The organism is Kribbella swartbergensis (assembly GCF_054784135.1).
Genome location: NZ_BAAGPM010000007.1, coordinates 1 through 18,773 on the forward strand (window position 1 = coordinate 1; position 18,773 = coordinate 18,773).

Below are 18,773 nucleotides of genomic sequence, written 5' to 3' on the forward strand. Positions count from 1 at the left end.
GGCGGTGTCCTTGTCGTGCAGCCACTCCCACATCCGCTCCGCGCAACCGCAGCACGCCCGACAGCAGTTCGCGGCCGCGCCGAAGGCGCCAGAAGGGCTGTCGCCGCCGGAGGCGGTGTCCTTGTCGTGCAGCCGGTCTTACGTCCGCTCCGCGCAACCGCAGCACGCCTGACAGCAGTTCGCGGCCGCGCCAGGAGGGCTTCGCCGGCGGAGGTGGTGGGCTTTGGGGGCCGGAGGGGGGTCGGTTCTGTGGAGGCGGGGTTAGGCGGGGGCGCCTAGGGTGGCTAGGGCGGTGGCTACTCGGCCGTGGGCGGCTTCGAGGGCGGCTCGGGCTTCGGGGAGGGGGGAGCCGGTGAGGAGGTGGACGAGGGCCGGCTTGAGTTCGCCGTCGGCCTTGGCGAGGGCGGTTTCGCAGGCTTCCTGGTCGGCGCCGGTGGCTTCACCGAGGATGCGGAGCATGCGGCCGCGGAGCTTCTTGTTGGTGGCGACCAGGTCGACCATGAGGTTGGACCAGGTGCGGCCGAGTTTGATCATCAGCGTGGTCGAGAAGGCGTTCAGGATCATCTTCTGCGCCGTGCCGGCCTTGAGCCGGGTGGAGCCGGCGATCACTTCCGGCCCGGTGTCCGCGGCGATCAGGATGTCGGCGAGCGGCGCCAGCGGGGCGGACGGGTTGGAGGTCACCAGGACGGTGGTCGCCCCGGCCGCGCGGGCGGCCTTCAGCGCGCCGGCGACGTACGGCGTACTCCCGGAAGCCGCGAGGCCGATGACGAGGTCCTTACCGGTGACGGTGGCCGCGTCAGCGGCGCCGCCTTCCTCGGAGTCCTCGACGTTCTCGACCGCGCGGAGCAGCGCCTCCATGCCGCCGGCGTGGTGGGCGACCACCAGGCCCTCCGGCGCGTGGAACGTGGGCATCAGCTCAGCCGCGTCCAGCACGGCCAGGCGGCCCGACGTACCGGCGCCGAAATAGTGGACCCGGCCGCCGCCGCGGACCACCTCGACGGCACAGTCCACGGCGCGGGCAAGTTGGGGGATGGCGGCGCCGACGGCACCGGCGACCCGGGCGTCCTCGGCGTTGACCATTCGGAGGATCTCGGTCGTGCCCGCCGCATCGATCGCGAGCGTCCTGGGGTTGCGCTGCTCCGTCGGCGTGGTCACACCCCGATGTTAGTTTCCTACTGAAGAAAATTCAATTCTGTTGATCGTTGACAGCACCGGCTGCCGTCAGACCAACGGAGTCAGTCGGAGCCCTTCAGCCGGTGTCCGCGCACCGACGTGGCGGTTTCCTCCAGCGCCTTCCGGGCGTCCGGCAGGACCTTCTGGGCCACCCCGATGAACAGGCAGTCGATCACGGTCAGTTGCGCGATGCGGCTGGACATGGCGCCGGAGCGGTACGTCGTCTCGCGGGCGGCCGTGGTGAGCACCAGGTCCGCCGTCCGGGCCAGTGGGGAGCGCGGGAAGTTCGTCACCGCGACCGTGGTGGCGCCGTGCTTGGCCGCCTCCTCGAGTGCCTCGACGACCTCGACCGTCGTACCGGTGTGCGAGATGCCGATCGCCACGTCGCCGTCGCCGAGCAGCGCCGCACTCGGCAGCGCCACGTGGACGTCCGACCAGGCGAAAGCGACCCGGCGGATCCGGTGCAGCTTCTGCTGCAGGTCGAGCGCCACGAAGGCGCTCGCCCCGAAGCCGTACAGGTCCACCCGCGGTGCGTTGACGACGGCGTCGACCACCCGGGCCAGGGTGTCGACGTCGACCTGCTGGGCGGTCTCGCGCACCGCCCGCTCGTCGGCGAACGCGACCTTGCCGACCACGTCCGCCAGCGAGTCACCGGGTTCGATGTCACCGCCGACCTCGGGCCGGACGCTCTCCTGCGCCGACTGGGCCGCCAGTTGCAGGCGGAGCTGCGGGTAGCCGGGTACGCCGATCTGCTTGCAGAACCGGATGACCGTGGTCTCCGAGGTGGACGCCACCTCGGCCAGTTCCGAGATCGTCATCGCCGCCACTCCGCCCGGGTCCGCGAGGACCGCGTTCGCCACCCGCTGCTCGGCCGGGGCCAGCGCGGGCATCACCGCGCGGACCCGGACCAGCAGCGGCCCCGTGGGTTCTGGAGAGGAAACAGAGTTCATGACAGCACGGTACGGCGACTATGCACGAAGTGGGGTCACCGACGCGAAAGTCTCCAACCCGTTGCGGTAAATGATTCAGGCGATCGTTCTCCGTCGAGAAGAAGACCACTCTCACTCGTGATCTTCACACCGTCGACGTACACCCCGCGGCCCTGGTACAGCGCGTCGGACGTGTAACGCCATCTGATCGTCTGGTCACCGGCCGCGAGATCGGCGAACACCTGGTGCCAGTGCCGGTCGCCGGAACCGCTGATCGTCCCGTCGGTCTCGATCACGGATCCACGATCCAGCACGGTGAACGGCACCTTCGTCCAGGTCGTCCCGTCCGTGGAGGTCTCCAGGAACAACCGGTCGGTGTCCTCGGTGTCCACGAACAGGTCGAAGGTCAGCTTCGCACCTTCGGCCGGTACGGCGACCCGCGTGGCCAGGGTGGTGGTCGCGCCGTCCGTCGTACCGGAGAACCAGGCGTCCTTGCCGTGCCGCGGACCGACGCCGAGGGCGAGTGCGAGCCCTTGCGCGACAGCACGCCGGGCCGGGTTGTTGCTGCCCCAGTTGCGGCTCGGGTGGACCCGGTTGGTCAGCAGGATCGCGAACGACCGTGAGTCGAAGTCGATGACGAGCGACGTACCGGTGTACCCGGTGTGGCCGGCCGTCCGTGGGCCGGACAGGCCGTTCATGTACCAGCGCTGGTTCAACTCGAAGCCGAGGCCGTGGTCGTTGCCCGGGAAGGCCTGGTTGAAGTTGGTGATCATCGCGGTGACCGAGGACTCCTTCAGGACCCGGGCACCGCGGTAGCTGCCGCCGTTCAGGAAGGTCTGGGCCAGCACCGCCAGGTCGTCCGCGGTGCTGAACACCCCGGCGTGGCCGGCGACACCGTCGAGCGACCAGGCGTTCTCGTCGTGCACCGAGCCCCACACCATCCCGCGGGGCGGAGAGGCCTGGTACTCCGTGGCCGCGATCCGGGACTTCTTGCGGGCGTCCGGGTTGTAGCCGGTGTCCCGCATCTGCAGCGGCTTGGTGATGCCGTCGGCAACCAGTTTGTCCAGCGTCTTGCCGGTGACCCGGTGCGCGACCTCGCCCAGCGCGATCAGGTTCAGGTCGGAGTACAGGTACCTCGTCCCGGCCGGGCTGGTCGGCTTCGCGGTCAGCGCCATGCGCATCCGCGAGGCCGGGTCCGGCTGCGCGCTCCACAGCGGCAGCCAGGCGGGCAGCCCGGTGGTGTGGGTGAGCGCCTGCCGCACGGTGATGGCCTGCTTGCCGTTCTCCGCGAACTCCGGCACATAGGTCGCGATCGGGCTGTCCAGGCCGACCTTGCCCTTCTCGACCTGCTGCATCACCACGATCGAGGTGAACAGCTTGGACACCGACGCCAGGTCGAAGATCGTGTCGGTGCGCATCGGGATCTGCTGGTCGGCGGGCAATTCTTCAGGGCCGGCGCCGACTGAAGACACTGTGTACTTGACTGCCATCCCGGTGGCGGCCTTGGTGACGATCTCGCCGTCGTGGCCGAGCAGCGTGACCGCGCCGGCGTACAGCGGTTTCGCCGTACCGTTCGGGCGGGTCCAGGCGTCCACCTGGGCCAGCGCGGCGTCGATGGGGGCCGGGTCGAGGCCGGCTTTGGCCGGAGTGGATTCACTCAAGAGAGTCGTTTTCGGTGCGTAGCCGTCGTACGGGCGGTCGAACCGGCCTGATCTGTTGCCATTGGCAACTGCCGGGGTGGTCAGGGCGAGCATCACGGTGGAGACTACCGCGATTCCGACGACTCGTCTCACCGGTGCGCTCCCTTGTACAGCAGGTACTGCGCCCGCCGCGCGGTCCACGCGTCGGTCTCGGGCTGCCAGGCCGCGACGATCTCCTCGGCGCTCGCGCCCGCGGTCAGCATGGTGCGGAACCGGTCGGACCCGGTCAGCAGGTCGATCCAGCGGCCGGGCGGGTTCTCGGCCCGCCAGGCGAACTGCGGGTACAGCCTGCGCGCCTCCACGATCATGTGCGTCGCAACGAGGATCGCCTCGAGCTTGTGCGGGTCGATGATGTGCACCTGGACGCCGCCGCAGAGCACGTTGGCGTTCTTGGAGATGAACGGCGTGAAGTACGCCTCCCGGAACTCCACGCCCGGGATGTCCTTGGCCTGCAGCGCCTCGGCCCACCGGTAGTCGATGTACGGCGCGCCGATCAGCTCGAACGGCCGCGTCGTACCGCGTCCCTCGGAGAAGTTGGTCGCCTCGAACAGGCACGTGCCCGGGTAGAGCAGCGCGGTGTCCGGGGTCGGCATGTTCGGGCTCGGCATCACCCAGGTCAGGCCGGTGTCGGCGTACAGCTGGTCGCGCTTCCAGTTCTTCACCTCGATGACCTGGAGCTCCTCGACCCGGGCGCCGTTCGCGTCGAGCGGCAGGTACTCCGCGTTGAACAGCCGGGCCAGCTCGCCGACGGTCATCCCGTGCTGCTGGATGATCTCCTCCTTGCCCACACCCGAGGTGTAACCGGGCCTGAGCATCGGGCCGCGGGCGTAGCCGCCGACCGGGTTCGGGCGGTCCAGTACGACGAACTTCGCGCCGGTGCGGGCGGCCGCGATCATCGCCTCGTACATGGTCCAGATGTAGGTGTAGAACCGGGCCCCGACGTCCTGGATGTCGAAGACGACCGTCTCGACACCGGACTTGGTGTACAGCGAGGCGAGCTTGGTCGCGTTCGCACCGTAGGCGTCGTAGACCATGATCCCGGTGCGCGGGTCGATGTGGTCCTGCTCGGACCCGCCGGCCTGCGCCGAACCGCGGAAGCCGTGTTCGGGGCCGAACACCGCGACCACGTTGACCTTCCCGGACGCGTGCATCGCGTCGACGATGTGGGTGAGGTCGGGCAGGATGCCGGTCGGGTTGCTGATCACACCGACCTTCTGGCCGGCCAGCGCCTGCCAGTCGTCGGCGGCCAGCACTTCCGCGCCCGTCATCGTCTTGCGGTGCGTGACGCCGTGCGCGGCTTGTACGTCGATCAGCGGTGCGGCGGCGAGCGCACCGGCTCCCGCGAGCAGACTGCGGCGCTTCATCAGACTTCTCCTTCAGGCAGGGCGTTACGGGCGGAACAACAGGTCGGCCACCACGGGGCGATGGTCACTGGCCGCTTGCTCGTCGGGAACGGAGGCTCGCCGGACGCGGAACCCCGCGCCGACGGTGACGAAGTCGATCCGTTTGACCGGACCGATCGCCGGATAGGTGTTCGGGTCGCCGGCCGTGGTGGCGGCCGCCGTCCAGGCGTCGGTGAGGCGGGTCCACAGCCCGGCGAGTTCCGGGGCGTTCGCCTCGGCGTTGAGGTCGCCGGTGAGGATCTGCAGATCCTTGCTGCTGTCCTGCGCCAGGATCTTCATCGTGTCGGCCACCTGGGCCTGCCGGACCGACGGGTCGGCGCGGTAGTCCAGGTGCGTGACGTACACGTGCACCCGGCGCCCGCGGACGTCGATCTCGGCTTCCAGGAAGCCGGGCGCCGGGGCCGGCACCGGGTTCGGGTCCTGGGTGGACAGCCGCGTGATCGGGTGGTTCTCGGTCCGGACCAGCGGGAACCGGGACAGTACGCCGACGCCGTACTGCCGGCGTGGTTGACCGGCCGCGGGCGGATCCAGGTCGTAGATCGGCGCGAACCCGGCGAACATGCCCAGCCTGGCGGCGAGTTCTGCGAGTGTGTCCCGCCACTCGCTGCGGGCACCCCAGTGGACGTCGACCTCCTGCAGCCCGATCACGTCGGCGTCGAGCGCCTTCAGGGCCTGGGCGGTCCGCTCCAGATCGAACACGTTGTCCGACCCGGCACCGGCATGAATGTTGTACGAGGCAACGGTCAGCCGGGTGTCGCGGGGGTCGAAGGTGAGCCCGTGGCCGAACGGGTGCAGGGTCTCGGCCGGATCGGGCTGCGCCGGGATGGCGACCGGCAGCTTCCCGGCCGGCGCGATTTCGCCGTACAGAACCTTGGCCAGTGCCTCCATCGACACCGCCGCGTAGCCGTAGGTGGTCAGTGTGGTCTGCGCCGAGGGGAAGTACGCGACGTCGTACGGGTCCCGGACGGCGACCACGATGACGGGCCGGCCGGTGGCGAGCAGGGCGTTGACGAGTTTCTGCTGCTTGCCCTGCTTGTCGGTGACCAGGGTGTCCCACGCCTTCATCGTGAGCACCACCGTCAGATCCGCGTCGGCGGACGCCGCGACGGCTTCGTCGATCCTCGTGTCGCTCGGCGTCGCCCCGGTGTCTTTCACGGTGACGGTCGCGCCCCGGCCCCGCAACGCGGTCCCGAGGGCGGCCGGGCTGTAGCCCGCGACCAGGATCCTCCGCGGCGCCGGGGACAGCGGCAGCATCCCGGCGTCGTTCTTGAGCAGCGTCGTACTGCGGTCGGCGATCCGCTGCGCGGCCGCGTAGTTGGCCGGCGTACCGACCGCGGTCGCGACTCGGTCCAGGTCGACGTACGGGCGATCGACGACACCGGTCTTGACCTTGAGCTTCAGGATGCGCTCGACACTCCGGTCGATCCGGGCCTCGCTGATCCGGCCGCCGCGGACGGCGTTCAGCACCGAGTTGAAGGCCAGGTCCGGGTTGACCGGCATCAGCAGCTGGTCGACACCCGCCTCGATCGCCCGCAGCGGGATCTCGGCGTCGCCGTACTTGTCCCGGACGCCCTTCATCCCGAGCGAGTCGGTGATCACGACACCGTCGAACCGCAGTTGCTCACGCAGGATCCCGGTCATGATCGGCCGGCTCAACGTGGCCGGGTCACCGGACGGGTCGAGCGACGGCACCACGATGTGCGCGGTCATGATCGAGTCGATCCCGGCCCGGATCGCCGCCCGGAACGGCGGCGCGTCGATCGTGTTCCACTCCTCGAGGGTGTGGTTGATCGTCGGCAGCGACGTGTGGCTGTCGTCCCGGGTGTCGCCGTGCCCGGGGAAGTGCTTCGCGGTCGACACGATCCGGCCGTCCCGCTGGTAACCCTTCACCTGCGCCGCGGTCAGGTCGGAGACCACGTCGGGATCGGACGAGAACGAGCGGACGCCGATGACCGGGTTCAGCGGGTTCACGTTGACGTCGGCGACCGGCGCGAAGTCGGTGGTGACACCGACCGCCCGCAGTTCCCGGCCGCCGATACCGGCCGCGAGCCGGGCGAACTGCGCGGACCGGGTCGCACCGAGCGCCATCGCGCCCGGGAACTGGGTCGCCGGAGGTCCGACCCGGAACACCACGCCGTACTCCTGATCGGTGCTGATCTGCAGCGGGATCCCGGTGCCGGCGATCGCCGCGCTCTGCAGTCCGTTCGACAGCCGGGCGATCTGCTGCGGGTCCTTGACCGAATCCGTCCAGGCGAAGTAGATCACGCCGCCGAGGTGGTACTTGCGGACCACCTCGGCCGGTGTGGCCACGCCGTACAGGGTCGTGTTGCGCCGATCGGCTGTGTCCGCCGTCGCCCCGTAGGCGTAGCAGACGAACAACTGGCCGACCTTCTGCTCCAGCGACATCCGGCGCAGCGTGTCGCGGACCCAGCGGTCGGTCCCCGCCTGAGCGGTGGTGCTGCCGGCGATTGTCGTACCGGCGACCGCCGCGGCGGCGAGGCCGAGGGTCTGGCGTCGGGTGAATTCCATCGTCACCAGGTCAATCCGTGGCCGAAGGGATAGAGGGCGGTGTCCGGCCGGCCGGCGACCGGGATGTCGACCGGCAGCTTTCCGGTCGGCTTGATCTCACCGTAGAGGGTCTTGGCCAGTGACTCCATCGACACCGCGGCGTAGCCGTACGTGGCCAGGTACGTCGGTGCCGCGTCGAAGTACGCGATGTCGTACGGGTCGCGCACGGCCACCACGATCACCGGCTTGCCCGTCGCGAGCAGGTCCTTCACCAGCTTCTGCTGCTTGGCCTGCTTGTCGGTGACGGTCGTGTCCCAGGCCTTCTGCGTGAGTACGACGGTGACGTCGTTCTGCTTGGCCTTCGCGACCGCATCCGCGATCGCCGCGTCGGACGGTGTCGCCCCGGTCTGCGCGACCGTGGTGGTGGCGCCGCGCTTGGCCAGGCCGGCGGCCAGCGACTGGGTCGTGCTGACACCCCAGCCGGTGACCAGGATCTTGCGCGGGTCGGCGCTCAGCGGCACGAGGTTCGCGTTGTTCTTGACCAGCGTGACGCTCTTGTCGACGATCGTCTGCGCGGTTGCCAGGCTGGCCGGCGTACCGACCGTGGCGGGGACCTGGGTGGGGTCGACGTACGGGTCGAACAGGATGCCGTTCTTCAGCTTCAGCAGCAGGATGCGCAGCACGCTCTCCTCGATCCGCTTCTCGCTGATCCGGCCGGACCGGACGGCGTCCAGGACGGCCTTGAACTGCACGTCCGGCGCCGGCGGCAGCAGCAACTGGTCCACCCCGGCCTCGATCGCCCGGACCGCCGCCTCGGCGTCGCCGTACTGCTGGCGGACCGCGGCCATCTCCAGCCCGTCGGTGATGATCACGCCCTTGAACCCGAGTTGCTTGCGCAGTACGCCGGTCAGGATCGGCTTGCTCAACGTGGCCGGGTCACCGGACGGGTCGAGGGACGGGACCACGATGTGCGCGGTCATGATCGAGTCGATCCCCGCCTTGATCGCGGCCTTGAACGGCGGCGCGTCGATCGTGTTCCACTCCTCGAGGGTGTGGTTGATCGTCGGCAGCGCGGTGTGGCTGTCGTCGCGGGTGTCACCGTGGCCCGGGAAGTGCTTGGCGGTCGCGATGATGCCGGCGTCGCGCTGGAAGCCCTGGACCTGGGCGGCCGTCATGTCCGCGACCAGCTGCGGGTCGCTGGAGAACGAGCGAACACCGATCACCGGGTTGAGTGCGTTCACGTTCACGTCGGCGACCGGGGCGAAGTCCTGCTGGATGCCCATCGCCTTCAGCTCGCGGCCGGTGATGCCGGCGGCGGTCCGGGCGTCCGCGGTGTCCCGGGTCGCGCCGTGCGCCATGTTGCCGCCGAACTGCGTGGCCGGCGGTCCGATCCGGACCACGACGCCCTGCTCCTGGTCGGTCGAGATCACCAGCGGGACTCGCTGGCCCACACTGGTGGCGGCCGCCTGCAGCTGGTTCGACAACGTCGCGACCTGGGTCGGGTTCTCCACGTTGCCGCGGGCGTTGAAGTAGATCCAGCCGCCCGGCTTGTACTTCGCCACCACCTCGGCCGGTGTGGCGACGCCGTACAGGCGGGTGTTGCGCACGTCGGGCCGGTGTGCGTCGGGCCCGTAGGCGAACAGCACGAACAGCTGCCCGACCTTCTCTTCCAGCGACATGCTCTGGATGGTCCGGCCGATCTGGGCGGCCTGCTCGGCCCCGACGGGTTCTGGCGGTGGAGTACCGGCCGCGGTGGTGACTCCGGCTCCGGCGATCGCGGTAGCAGTGGCGAGGCCGGCGAGCCCCAATCGGCGCAAGGCGGACATGACAGACCCCCAACAGTAAGTGAATTACAGGCGCTCCCCCGCGACGCGAAAGTTACCCACATCACCACATCGGGTCAAGGTCCAACTACCAACTGACGTTGCGTAGCCGGGGCGTCCGAGCATGAAAGTGTGGTTTTCGGCACCATCTACTGCTGCTGAATCCCCGGAACGGAGCGACGCTGTGGAGCGATGGGATCCGAACACACCTGGCGTGCTGCGGCTGCCATCAGGCCGGCTGGTCCGTGGTCGGGCGCTGCGGAAGGGACTCCCGGCCGGGCCGGAGCCGACCTTCGGTATTTACCTCGTGGGCTCGAGGCCCGATCCGGTCGACTGGGAGTCCCGGTGGATCCGCTGGCCGGACTTCCGGCTCCCTGCCGACCGGGAGGAGACCCGGACGATCCTGGCGGAGGCCCTGGACCGGCTGGCCCACGATCGGGTCGAGTTCGCGTGCGGTGGCGGTAAGGGGCGGACCGGCACGGCCCTCGCGTGCCTGGCGGTGCTGGACGGGGTGCCGGCGGATGAAGCGGTGGCGTTCGTCCGCGCGAGCTATCACCGGCACGCCGTGGAGACACCTTGGCAGCGGCGCTTTGTCCGCAACTACTGAGCAACCAGCACGCCGACCACGGCGGCTACGTCACGGAGATGTCGACCGAGGGGCGGAGTTTGGCGGCGGTGGCCAGGGCCTCGTGGGCGGGGTTGGTGAGGAAACGGTCGATGAGCGCGGGGTCCGCCGGGGTGTCGAGGGTGGGAAGAGCGATCTGCTCGTACGCAGCCTGGAAGCGCGGGCCCCAGCGGCGGGTGCCGAGGCGGGCGGTGCGCGAGCAGTTGTCGACCATGTAGGCGACGTCGCGGGCGTGCATGTACGGCAGCAGTGAGTCGACCGCCTCGATGATCGACTCGTTGACGATCTCGGACCAGGGGTGGCCGCGGTCGGCGAACTCGTCCACCTGGGCGACCATGGTGGCGACGAAGAGGCCGGCGGTGAGCGGGTCGACGGCTGCCGGCGCCGTACTGCGGCGGGCCCGCACCGCGGCGCCGTGCGACCACATCGGGCTGCCGCCGATCCGGGACATCGGCCGGGTGGCGAGTCGGTCCTCGGCCAGGATCACGCTGCGCAGTTCGGTCCCGTCGGCGACTTCGTCGTAGATCTCGGCGATGATCTCGCGGGCCGGCCGGTAGGCCGCGGTGTAGGCCCGGTCGAACAGGTCGCGGCCCTCGTCGGTCAGCGCGGCGCGGACCGCGGGCAGGCCCGCCTCGGAGATGATGCGCGCGATCGGCCCGGTGATCGCCTCGGTGGAACGCTCGTACGCCGAGACCGGATCGGCACCCTCGATCCGGAAGTGCCGGTACAGCGCCTCGACCAGCCCGTGGACGGCGCCCAGCAGAATGGCGCGCTCGCCGACGATGTCGGACTTGTACTCGTTCTCGAGCGTGGTGGCGAAGGTGTACGGCGATCCCAGCGCGACCGACCAGGCCAGCGCGCGATCGGTGGCGTGTCCGTCGGGATCGGCGTGGACGGCGATACTCGCGTTGATGCCGGCTCCGTTCACGGTCGCGCCCTGCTCGTAGAGGCGCCGTACCGAGTCGCCCATGCCCTTGGGGCAGACGGCGATCACGGGGTGACCGGCGGGGAAGTCGCGACCGGTTGCCTTCAGGTGACCGAGCAGGAAGCCGTGCGACAGACCGATCGTGGCGCCGGGTTTCAGGACGGCGAAGATCTTCTCGTGGTTGGCGGCCAGCGCGGCGTCGGCGATCAGCAGGATCACCAGGTCGGAGTCCGCGGCGACGGTCAGCCAGTCGCCGAGGGTGCCGGTCTCCTCCGTGAACCCGTGCGCGCGGGCGTCGTCGGCCGAGGACGAGCCGGGACGCAGGCCGACAGCGACGGTCACGTCGGATCCGGCCAGTGAGTCGCGCAGGTTCTGGGCCTGGGCGCGTCCCTGCGGACCCCAGCCGATGACGCCGATCCGTCGTACGCCGTGCAAGGCCTCGGGGAGCAACGGGAACAGGTCCCGGCCGCCGCGCAGGATGGTCTCCGCTCCGCCCGGAACGGTCATGGTCTCGGTGCGGAAGACCGACGAGGTGAAGGTGCTCATGTCCTTCAGTCAAGGTCGTGTGCGAGCATTGCGGCAAGCGCAACATCTGCACCGGGCCGTTGCAGGAGACGAAAGATGGAGCATCGCGAGCTGGAGTTGTTCCTGCACCTGGCGCGGACGCTGAACTACGGACGCACCAGCCTGGAATGCCACGTCAGCGCGGCCACGCTGACCAGGACGATCCAGCGGCTCGAGGCGCGAGCGGGCGCCCGGCTGCTCGACCGAGGTCCGCGCGGCGTCGTACTGACCGCGGAAGGTCAGCGCTTCACGTCGTACGCCGAACAGGCGCTGGCGCTGTGGGACGACTATCGAGCCGGGATCGGTGAGGTGGCCGACCTGGTCGGTGAACTGCGCATCTTCGCGACGGTGACGGCCTGTCAGGCGTTGCTCCCCGGGCTGCTCGCGCCGCTGCGTGCCGCGCATCCGCAGATCCGGCTCGACGTCCGCACCGGCGACGCCGCAGCCGCGTTGGCCCGTCTCGACGAGGGCGAGGTGGACGCGGCCGTCGCAGGCATTCCGAAGCGGCTGCCGCAGACGCTCGTGACTCGCACAGTGGCGGTGACCGACCTCGTGTTGGTGGCGGCCGGCGAATCCACGGCGGACGGGCCGTTCGTCGTACCTGCTCGCGGCCTGGTACGTGAGGCGGCGTTCCGGTGGTTCCGGCGCAGGGGGATCAAGCCGGTGATCGCGGCGGAGCCGGACGGGCACGAAGCGCTTCTCGCCCTGGTGGCACTCGGCTGCGGCACCGGGATCGTGCCGCGCCTGGTCCTCGAGTCCTCGACGACGGCCAACCGTCTGACCGAGCTCCCGGCTGACCTCGAACCGCTCACGATCGGTCTGTGTGCTCGTCGCGCCGACCTCCGCCGGCCGCTGATCGCGGCGCTCTGGGAACTGGCCTGAGTACGCACGGAGAAGCCGCCATCCGGGGCTTCTCCGCGCGTACTGGTTTCCGGGTACCGGATTACCCGGAGATCAGGGCTCCAGGCCGACCGCCTTCAGCGGGTTCGGCCAGGCCTGGAGGACGGCGCGCAACGTCGGGTCCTGGACCGTCGCCAGGGCCTCGGTGTAGGCGTCGGTGATGACGTCGGCGATGCGGACCGGCGTACCCAGGGATGCGGAGCGTACGGCGGCCTCGACCATCGCGACGCTGACGACGTTGGAGTGGACCTCCGACTGGGGAATCGCCGACGATCGGACCGCGTCGACGAACTCGACCAGCGAGCCCGCGATCTGTTCCGGATCGTCGCGCAGCACGGCCGGCAACGCCTCACCCGAGGCGAGTTCGGCGACCGGTGGGTTGTCTCCGTCCCAGGTCGCCGTACCGCCGGACGCGCTGGCCCGCCAGCGGCCGTTCCAGGACGTCTCCAGACCGGGCGCGCACCAACTGCCGGTGAAGGTGAAGCGGGTGCCGTCGGCAAAGGTGAACACGGCGTTGGCCGCCGCGTTGCCGTCGAACCAGCTCCAGTCCGGGTTGTACGACTCGCAGTACACCGAGACGGGTTCGGAGCCGATCAGCTTGCGGGACAGGTCGAACTGGTGGATCGCCATGTCGACGAGCAGCGGTTCGGCCATCCGCTCCCGGAAGCCGCCGAAGTGCGGAGCCTTGAAGAACTCGCACGACAACGAGCCGATCGTGCCGAGCTCGGCGATTTGCCGGGCGAACGCGTTCCCGGCCTGGAAGTAGCGCCGGGACTGCGACACCATCAGCAGCTTGCCGCTGACCTCGGACGCGGCCACCATCGCCAGGCACTCGCGGACCGTCTCGGCCAACGGCTTCTCGCAGAGCACCGGAAGCCCACGCAGCAAGGCGTCCACGCTCACCGTGGGATGCGCGACCGGCACGGTCACGTCGATGACCGCGTCGGCGTTGCCGGCCAGCTCCTCCACCGAGGCTGCCACCGGCACGTCGCCGTACCCGTGCTCGTCGGCCGCCGCGCGGGCGACGTCGAGGTCGAGATCGACCAGGCCGGTCAGGACGACGTCGGGATTGCCGGCGATCGTTCGCAGCCAGGCGCGACCCATGCCGCCCGCGCCGACTTGAACGAGTCTGAGCGGCTCAGGCATCGGCGGGCTCTTCGATGGGGCCGGTGTAGCCGTGACCGTTGAAGAAGTCCTCGGTCTCGTACCGCAGCAGCGTCGGCAGCTTCCGCTCCGGCAGGTCGCTGTTCGCCCACGCGACACCGTTCGCGATCACCTTGCGGACGTCCTTGTGGTGGTAGACCGGGTAGTCCTGGTCGCCCGGCGAGAAGTAGAAGATCTTGCCGTGACCGCGGCGGAACGTGCAGCCGGACCGGAACACCTCGCCGCCGCTGAACGATGAGACGAAGATCAGTTCGTCCGGCACCGGGATGTCGAAGAACTCGCCGTACATCTCCTGCTGCTCGATGATGATCGGGTGCGGCACGCCCTGAGCGATCGGGTGCGTCGGGTTCACCGTCCAGACCAGCTCGCGGTCGCGCTCACTGCGCCAGCGCAGCGTGCAGGTGGTCCCCATCAGCTTGCCGAAGATCTTCGACCAGTGGCCCGAGTGCAGTACGACGAGGCCCATCCCGGACAGCACGTGCTGGTACACCCGCTCGACCACGGTGTCGTCGACCTCGCCGTGCGCCGCGTGACCCCACCACACCAGGACGTCGGTCCGCGCCAGCACCTCCTCGGTCAGGCCGTGCTCGGGTTCGTCGAGGGTCGTCGTACTGACCGACGCCTCGGCGCCGAGGTTGTCGCTGATCCCGGCGGCGATGGTCGAGTGCATGCCGTCGGGGTAGATCTCCGCGACGTGCGGCTCGACCTGCTCGTGCCGGTTCTCGCCCCAGACGAGTACGCGAATCGTCATGTGTTTCAGTCCTTAGGTGAGGAGTCGGGTTACTTGACGGCTCCGCCGATGGCGCCGGCGGCGATGTACTTCTGCGCGACGACCAGCAGCACGATGGCCGGGATCGCCGAGAGCACCGCGGTCGCCATCACCGCGTTCCAGTTCTGCACCTGGGTGCCGAGGTACTGGTAGATCCCGAGCGTCACCGGCCGCACGCCACCCTTGGTGGTCAGCGTGAGCGCGAACAGGAAATCGCTCCAGGAGAAGAGGAAACTGAACAGTCCCGCGGTGATGAGCGAGTTCTTGCTGATCGGCAGCACGATCGAGACGAACGCCCGGAACAGCCCGGCGCCGTCCACCCGCGCGGCCTCCACCAGCGACGGCGGCAGCGAGAGCATGAACGAGCGCAGGATCAGGATCGCGAACGGGATGCCGCTGCTGCAGTTGGCCACGATCAGCCCGGGGATCGAGTTCAGCAGCCCGAGCCGTTCGTACGCCGTGTAGAGCGCGTTGGCGATCACGATGCCCGGGATCATCTGCGAGATCAGGATCGCCAGCAGCCCGATGGAGACCCACCGGGACCGGAACTGCGAGAGCGCGTACGCGCACGGCGTCGCGATCGCCAGGCTGAGTACGACGGTCCCGGCCGCGATGATCATGCTGGTGACCAGGTTGTCGCCCTGTTCGCTGAGCGCCCGCCGGTAGCCGGCGAACGTCGGCTCGAGCGGCAGGAAGCCGGCCGTCAGCGTGTTGCCGGACGGCTGCAGCGACGCGTTCACCATCCAGTACACCGGGAACAGCATCACGGCCAGAATCAGTACGCCGACCACGGTGTAGACCGCGCGCCTGACGGTTGTGTCAGTCATCGTCGTACCTTCCTACTCGTCGACCGCGCGTCGGGTGCTGCGCAGGTAGAAGATCGCGAACACGAAGGAGATCGCGATCAGGATGTTGCTGAGCGCCGCACCCTCGCCGAACTTGAAGTCGATGAACGACCGCTCGTACGACTGGGTCGCCAGCGTCTGGGTGGCGTTGGCCGGGCCGCCGCCGGTGAGGCCGAGGATGATGTCCAGCACCTTGATCGTGTAGACGACGCCGAGCATCAGCAGCACGCTCGCCACCGCCCGCAGGTTCGGCCAGGTGATGTACCAGAACGCACGCCAGCCGGTGGCGCCGTCCAGTTGCCCGGCCTCGTACAACTCGTCCGGGATCTCGGACAGGCCGGCGTACAGCAGCGTCACGTTGAACGGGATGCCGATCCAGATGTTCACGCCGATCACCGCGATCAACGCGACCGACGGCGAGTTCAGCCACGGCACCGGGTCGTCGATGATGCCGATACCGGTCAGCGTGCGGTTCAGGATGCCGCTGTCCTGCTCGAGGATCGACCGCCAGGTCGCGCTGGACACGATCAGCGGCAGCAGCCACGGCAGCAGGAGCAGGGACCGCAGTACGCCGCCGAGCGGGAAGCGCCGGCGGAAGAACACGGCCAGCGCGAGCCCGATGACGAACTGGAACGCGATCGAGCCGATGGTGAACAGTGCCGTGTTCACCATCGCCTGCGAGAACAGGTTGTCGGTCACCACGGTGGCGTAGTTCTTCAGCCCGACCCAGGGTGCGTCCCCGGTGAAGAACGTCCGCAGACCGTAGTCCTGCAGGCTCATCAGCAGGTTCTTCAGCACCGGGTAGCCGAACAGCGCGACCATCGCCAGGGCGGCCGGCAGGACGAACAGGACCTTGGTCAGGTCCTCGCCCCGGTGGCGCCGGCCGCGCTGCCTGCGAGCAGGCTGCGGGCCGGACGCCTCCGTCGTACGCGTGAGCGTCGCATGGGCCATCGCGATCAGCCGCCGGAGGCCTGCTTGAAGGCGTCCTGGGCCGAGGCCTTCCCGGTCAGTGCCAGCTGGATCGCCTGGTAGATCACCTTGGCGGCCTCCGGCCACTTGTCACCCAGCTTGCCGGTCCGGGACCGGGCGTTCTTGACCTGCTCGGTGAAGGCCTTCATCGACGGCACGTCCTTGACGTACTGGTCGAGCAGCGCGGTCCGGGTCGGCACCGTGAACCGGGCCTTCGCCCAGGCCAGTTCGTTCTCGTCCGAGCTCAGGCACTTCACGAAGTCGGCGGCCTTCTGCTGCTTGGCCTGGTCCTTGTTCAGCGGCACCGTCCAGGCCTCACCGCCGAGCGGCGCGACCGGCGTCTGGCCTTCCTTGTTGATCGGGAACTGGACGACGTCCCACTTGACGTTCGGGGTCTTCTGCAACGCCGGGATCTGCCACGGGCCGTTCACCATCATCGCGGCCTTGCCGGCCACGAACTGGTCCTTCGCGTCACCCTGGGTCCAGTTGATGACGCTCTTGCTCGCGGACCCCGACTGCACCAAATCCACCCACAACTGCAGGGCTTCGGCCACCTGCGGGCTGGTCAGGTCGGTCTCGTCACCGCCGTTGGTCCACATCGCCGGCAGGAACTGCCAGGCACCCTCGTACGTCGCGTTGGCGTTGAAGGCGATGCCGTAGCGGCCGGGCCTGGTCAGCTTCTTCGCCGCGGTCCGCAGTTCGTCCCAGGTCTTCGGCGGCTGGACGCCGGCCTCAGCGAGCATCTCGGTGTTGTAGAACAGCGCGATCGTGTTCACCACCGGCGCGAGTCCGTAGAGCTTCCCGTCGTACGACGTCGCGTCGACGATGCCCTGGGCGAAGCCGTCGGCGGTCACACCCATGTCGTTCAGCGGCGCCAGCGCACCGGTGGCGGCGATCTGCTGCACGTCCGGGTTGTCGAGCATCAGGACGTCCGGGAGCGTCTTCGACGAGGCCTGCTGCAGCACCTTCTGGATCAAGGTGTCACCAGGCACCGTCTCCCGCTGGATGGTGATGCCGAGCTTGGTCGCGCAGGAGTCGAGGCCCTTCTGCACCAGCGACTTGTCCGGGTCGTTGTTGTAGTAGTCGAGAACCGTGAGGCTCTTGACAGAGTCACTGGACGACGCCGAGCCGCCTTCGTCGCCGTTGCCACCACAGGCTGCCAGCACGAGCGACAGGGTCGTCGCACCCGCCAGCGCAGCGGTGATCCGCTGACTGATCATGCTTTGCGCTCCTTCGAGGGGATGGGCGGCGGCCGGGGGAGTACGCTGATCAAAGCGCTTAACCACAGGCCACCGAAAGGTGCCGTTCACTTGTCTGCTGGTGGGTAAACCGCTTAACTGAGGTGTCCAAGGACTATGTTCCGCAGGTCACACCGGTGTCAAGAGTTCAGAGGGGGCCGATTGCGATGGTGACCATGCGGGACGTCGCCGAGCGGGCCGGAGTGTCGATCGCGACCGTGTCCTTCCTGCTGAACGACACCAAACCGGTGACGCCGGCCACCCGGGCCAGGATCGAGAAGGCGATGGCCGAGCTCGGGTACCGGCGCAACGTGGTGGCCCGAGCGCTGGCCAGCCGCCGTACCCACATCATCGCGATGGCCTACCCGGCGCTGGAGCACAGGTTCGGGATGTCGACCGCGGAGTTCTTCACCAGCGCGGCCGAGGCGGCCCGCAAGGAGGACTACCACCTGGTGCTGTGGCCGGTCGGCAACGACGGCGTCGAGTTGCGGGAACTGCTCGGGCAGGGCCTGGTCGACGGCGTCGTCCTGATGGAGGTCCAACTCGACGATCCCCGGGTCGGCATCCTGCGGCAGGCGAGGATGCCGTTCGCGATGATCGGCCGGACCGCGCAGCTCGACGGGCTGCCCCATGTCGACATCGACTTCGACACGACGGTCGAGGACGCGGTCCGCTACCTCCACGACCTCGGGCACCGGAAGTTCGTGCTGCTCTCCGGGGATCTCGACGACCCGCGCTTCCACGCCTACGGGCCCTGGGTGCGCACCGAGGACGCGTATCGCCGGGTCGCGGCCGAATACGGCCTGGAGACGGTCGTGCTCGAGTGCACGGACACGACGCAGGCCGGGCAGGAGGCGGCGGAACGCCTGGTCCGCGAGCACCCCGAGACCACGGCGATCCTGGTCCTGAACGAGTACGTCGCCCTCGGTGTCGTCTCCGGCCTGAACCGGATGGGCCGCGACGTACCGGGAGAGTTCTCCGTCCTGCCCCTGCTGATGGTGCCCGAGACCGCAGCACTGACCGACCCCGTGCTCACCTTCATGCGAACCCCCGGCCCCGAGCTCGGCCTACTGGGCACCGAAGCCCTCATTCGCCAACTGGAAGGCGCCGACCCCCTCCCTCCCCAGATCGTCCCCGCCAAGCTCTACCCAGGCGAGTCCACCGCCCCGCCGCGCGCCGGCTGAACCAGACCCCAGAGGCCGCGGACAGCCGAGCAGACCCGTCGGCTGGAGACCAAC

15 protein-coding genes are annotated in these 18,773 nt (G+C 69.1%); 3 read left to right on the plus strand and 12 right to left on the minus strand.

Going from position 1 to position 18,773, the window contains the following annotated elements:
- Positions 1–261: 261 nt before the first annotated feature.
- The 6 genes from murQ to ACYVOK_RS01425 all read right to left on the minus strand — a co-directional run bounded on the left by murQ (position 262) and on the right by ACYVOK_RS01425 (position 9,539).
- Positions 262–1,155 (minus strand): N-acetylmuramic acid 6-phosphate etherase, encoded by an 894-nt coding sequence (gene murQ, locus ACYVOK_RS01400; protein WP_460660365.1) that lies wholly within the window; start codon positions 1,153–1,155, stop codon positions 262–264.
- A gap of 80 nt (positions 1,156–1,235) precedes the next feature.
- Positions 1,236–2,123 (minus strand): MurR/RpiR family transcriptional regulator, encoded by an 888-nt coding sequence (locus ACYVOK_RS01405; protein WP_460660366.1) that lies wholly within the window; start codon positions 2,121–2,123, stop codon positions 1,236–1,238.
- Positions 2,124–2,158: 35 nt separating this feature from the next.
- Positions 2,159–3,895: a serine hydrolase domain-containing protein gene (locus tag ACYVOK_RS01410; RefSeq protein WP_460660367.1), complete on the minus strand. Its 1,737-nt coding sequence runs from the start codon at positions 3,893–3,895 to the stop codon at positions 2,159–2,161.
- Complete coding sequence (locus ACYVOK_RS01415) at positions 3,892–5,166, minus strand: exo-beta-N-acetylmuramidase NamZ family protein (protein WP_460660368.1); 1,275 nt, start codon at positions 5,164–5,166, stop codon at positions 3,892–3,894. The genes ACYVOK_RS01410 and ACYVOK_RS01415 overlap by 4 nt, the downstream gene beginning before the upstream one ends.
- A 24-nt stretch (positions 5,167–5,190) precedes the next feature.
- Entirely contained in the window at positions 5,191–7,734 is a 2,544-nt protein-coding gene (locus tag ACYVOK_RS01420) for a glycoside hydrolase family 3 N-terminal domain-containing protein (RefSeq protein WP_460660772.1), read from the minus strand.
- Positions 7,735–7,736: 2 nt separating this feature from the next.
- Positions 7,737–9,539 (minus strand): glycoside hydrolase family 3 protein, encoded by a 1,803-nt coding sequence (locus ACYVOK_RS01425; protein WP_460660369.1) that lies wholly within the window; start codon positions 9,537–9,539, stop codon positions 7,737–7,739.
- Between the two features lie 181 nt (positions 9,540–9,720).
- Between ACYVOK_RS01425 and ACYVOK_RS01430 the strand changes: the two genes are divergently transcribed.
- Positions 9,721–10,143 carry a protein-tyrosine phosphatase family protein gene (locus ACYVOK_RS01430; protein WP_460660370.1) on the plus strand — a complete coding sequence of 141 codons (423 nt, stop codon included), beginning with the start codon at positions 9,721–9,723 and terminating at the stop codon, positions 10,141–10,143.
- Positions 10,144–10,168: 25 nt separating this feature from the next.
- Here ACYVOK_RS01430 and ACYVOK_RS01435 read toward each other — a convergent pair whose 3' ends face one another.
- Positions 10,169–11,632 carry a ketol-acid reductoisomerase gene (locus tag ACYVOK_RS01435; protein ID WP_460660371.1) on the minus strand — a complete coding sequence of 488 codons (1,464 nt, stop codon included), beginning with the start codon at positions 11,630–11,632 and terminating at the stop codon, positions 10,169–10,171.
- A gap of 75 nt (positions 11,633–11,707) precedes the next feature.
- On the opposite strand from ACYVOK_RS01435, the gene ilvY reads away from it, so the two are divergent.
- On the plus strand, positions 11,708–12,532 hold the full coding sequence (gene ilvY, locus ACYVOK_RS01440) for an HTH-type transcriptional activator IlvY (protein ID WP_460660372.1): 825 nt from the start codon (positions 11,708–11,710) through the stop codon (positions 12,530–12,532).
- 72 nt (positions 12,533–12,604) lie between these two features.
- On the opposite strand, the gene ACYVOK_RS01445 is transcribed toward ilvY, so the two are convergent.
- From ACYVOK_RS01445 to ACYVOK_RS01465, 5 genes are read right to left on the minus strand one after another with little or no spacing between them, the layout of a single operon-like run.
- Positions 12,605–13,696 carry a Gfo/Idh/MocA family protein gene (locus tag ACYVOK_RS01445; protein WP_460660373.1) on the minus strand — a complete coding sequence of 364 codons (1,092 nt, stop codon included), beginning with the start codon at positions 13,694–13,696 and terminating at the stop codon, positions 12,605–12,607.
- Positions 13,689–14,465 (minus strand): ThuA domain-containing protein, encoded by a 777-nt coding sequence (locus tag ACYVOK_RS01450; RefSeq protein WP_460660374.1) that lies wholly within the window; start codon positions 14,463–14,465, stop codon positions 13,689–13,691. The genes ACYVOK_RS01445 and ACYVOK_RS01450 overlap by 8 nt, the downstream gene beginning before the upstream one ends.
- A gap of 29 nt (positions 14,466–14,494) precedes the next feature.
- Positions 14,495–15,310 (minus strand): carbohydrate ABC transporter permease, encoded by an 816-nt coding sequence (locus ACYVOK_RS01455; protein ID WP_460660375.1) that lies wholly within the window; start codon positions 15,308–15,310, stop codon positions 14,495–14,497.
- Positions 15,311–15,322: 12 nt separating this feature from the next.
- Entirely contained in the window at positions 15,323–16,279 is a 957-nt protein-coding gene (locus ACYVOK_RS01460) for a carbohydrate ABC transporter permease (RefSeq protein ID WP_460660376.1), read from the minus strand.
- 5 nt (positions 16,280–16,284) lie between these two features.
- Positions 16,285–17,517, minus strand: a complete 1,233-nt coding sequence (locus tag ACYVOK_RS01465) for a sugar ABC transporter substrate-binding protein (protein ID WP_460660377.1) — start codon at positions 17,515–17,517, stop codon at positions 16,285–16,287.
- Between the two features lie 185 nt (positions 17,518–17,702).
- Between ACYVOK_RS01465 and ACYVOK_RS01470 the strand changes: the two genes are divergently transcribed.
- Entirely contained in the window at positions 17,703–18,719 is a 1,017-nt protein-coding gene (locus ACYVOK_RS01470) for a LacI family DNA-binding transcriptional regulator (RefSeq protein ID WP_460660378.1), read from the plus strand.
- Positions 18,720–18,773 lie beyond the last annotated feature (54 nt).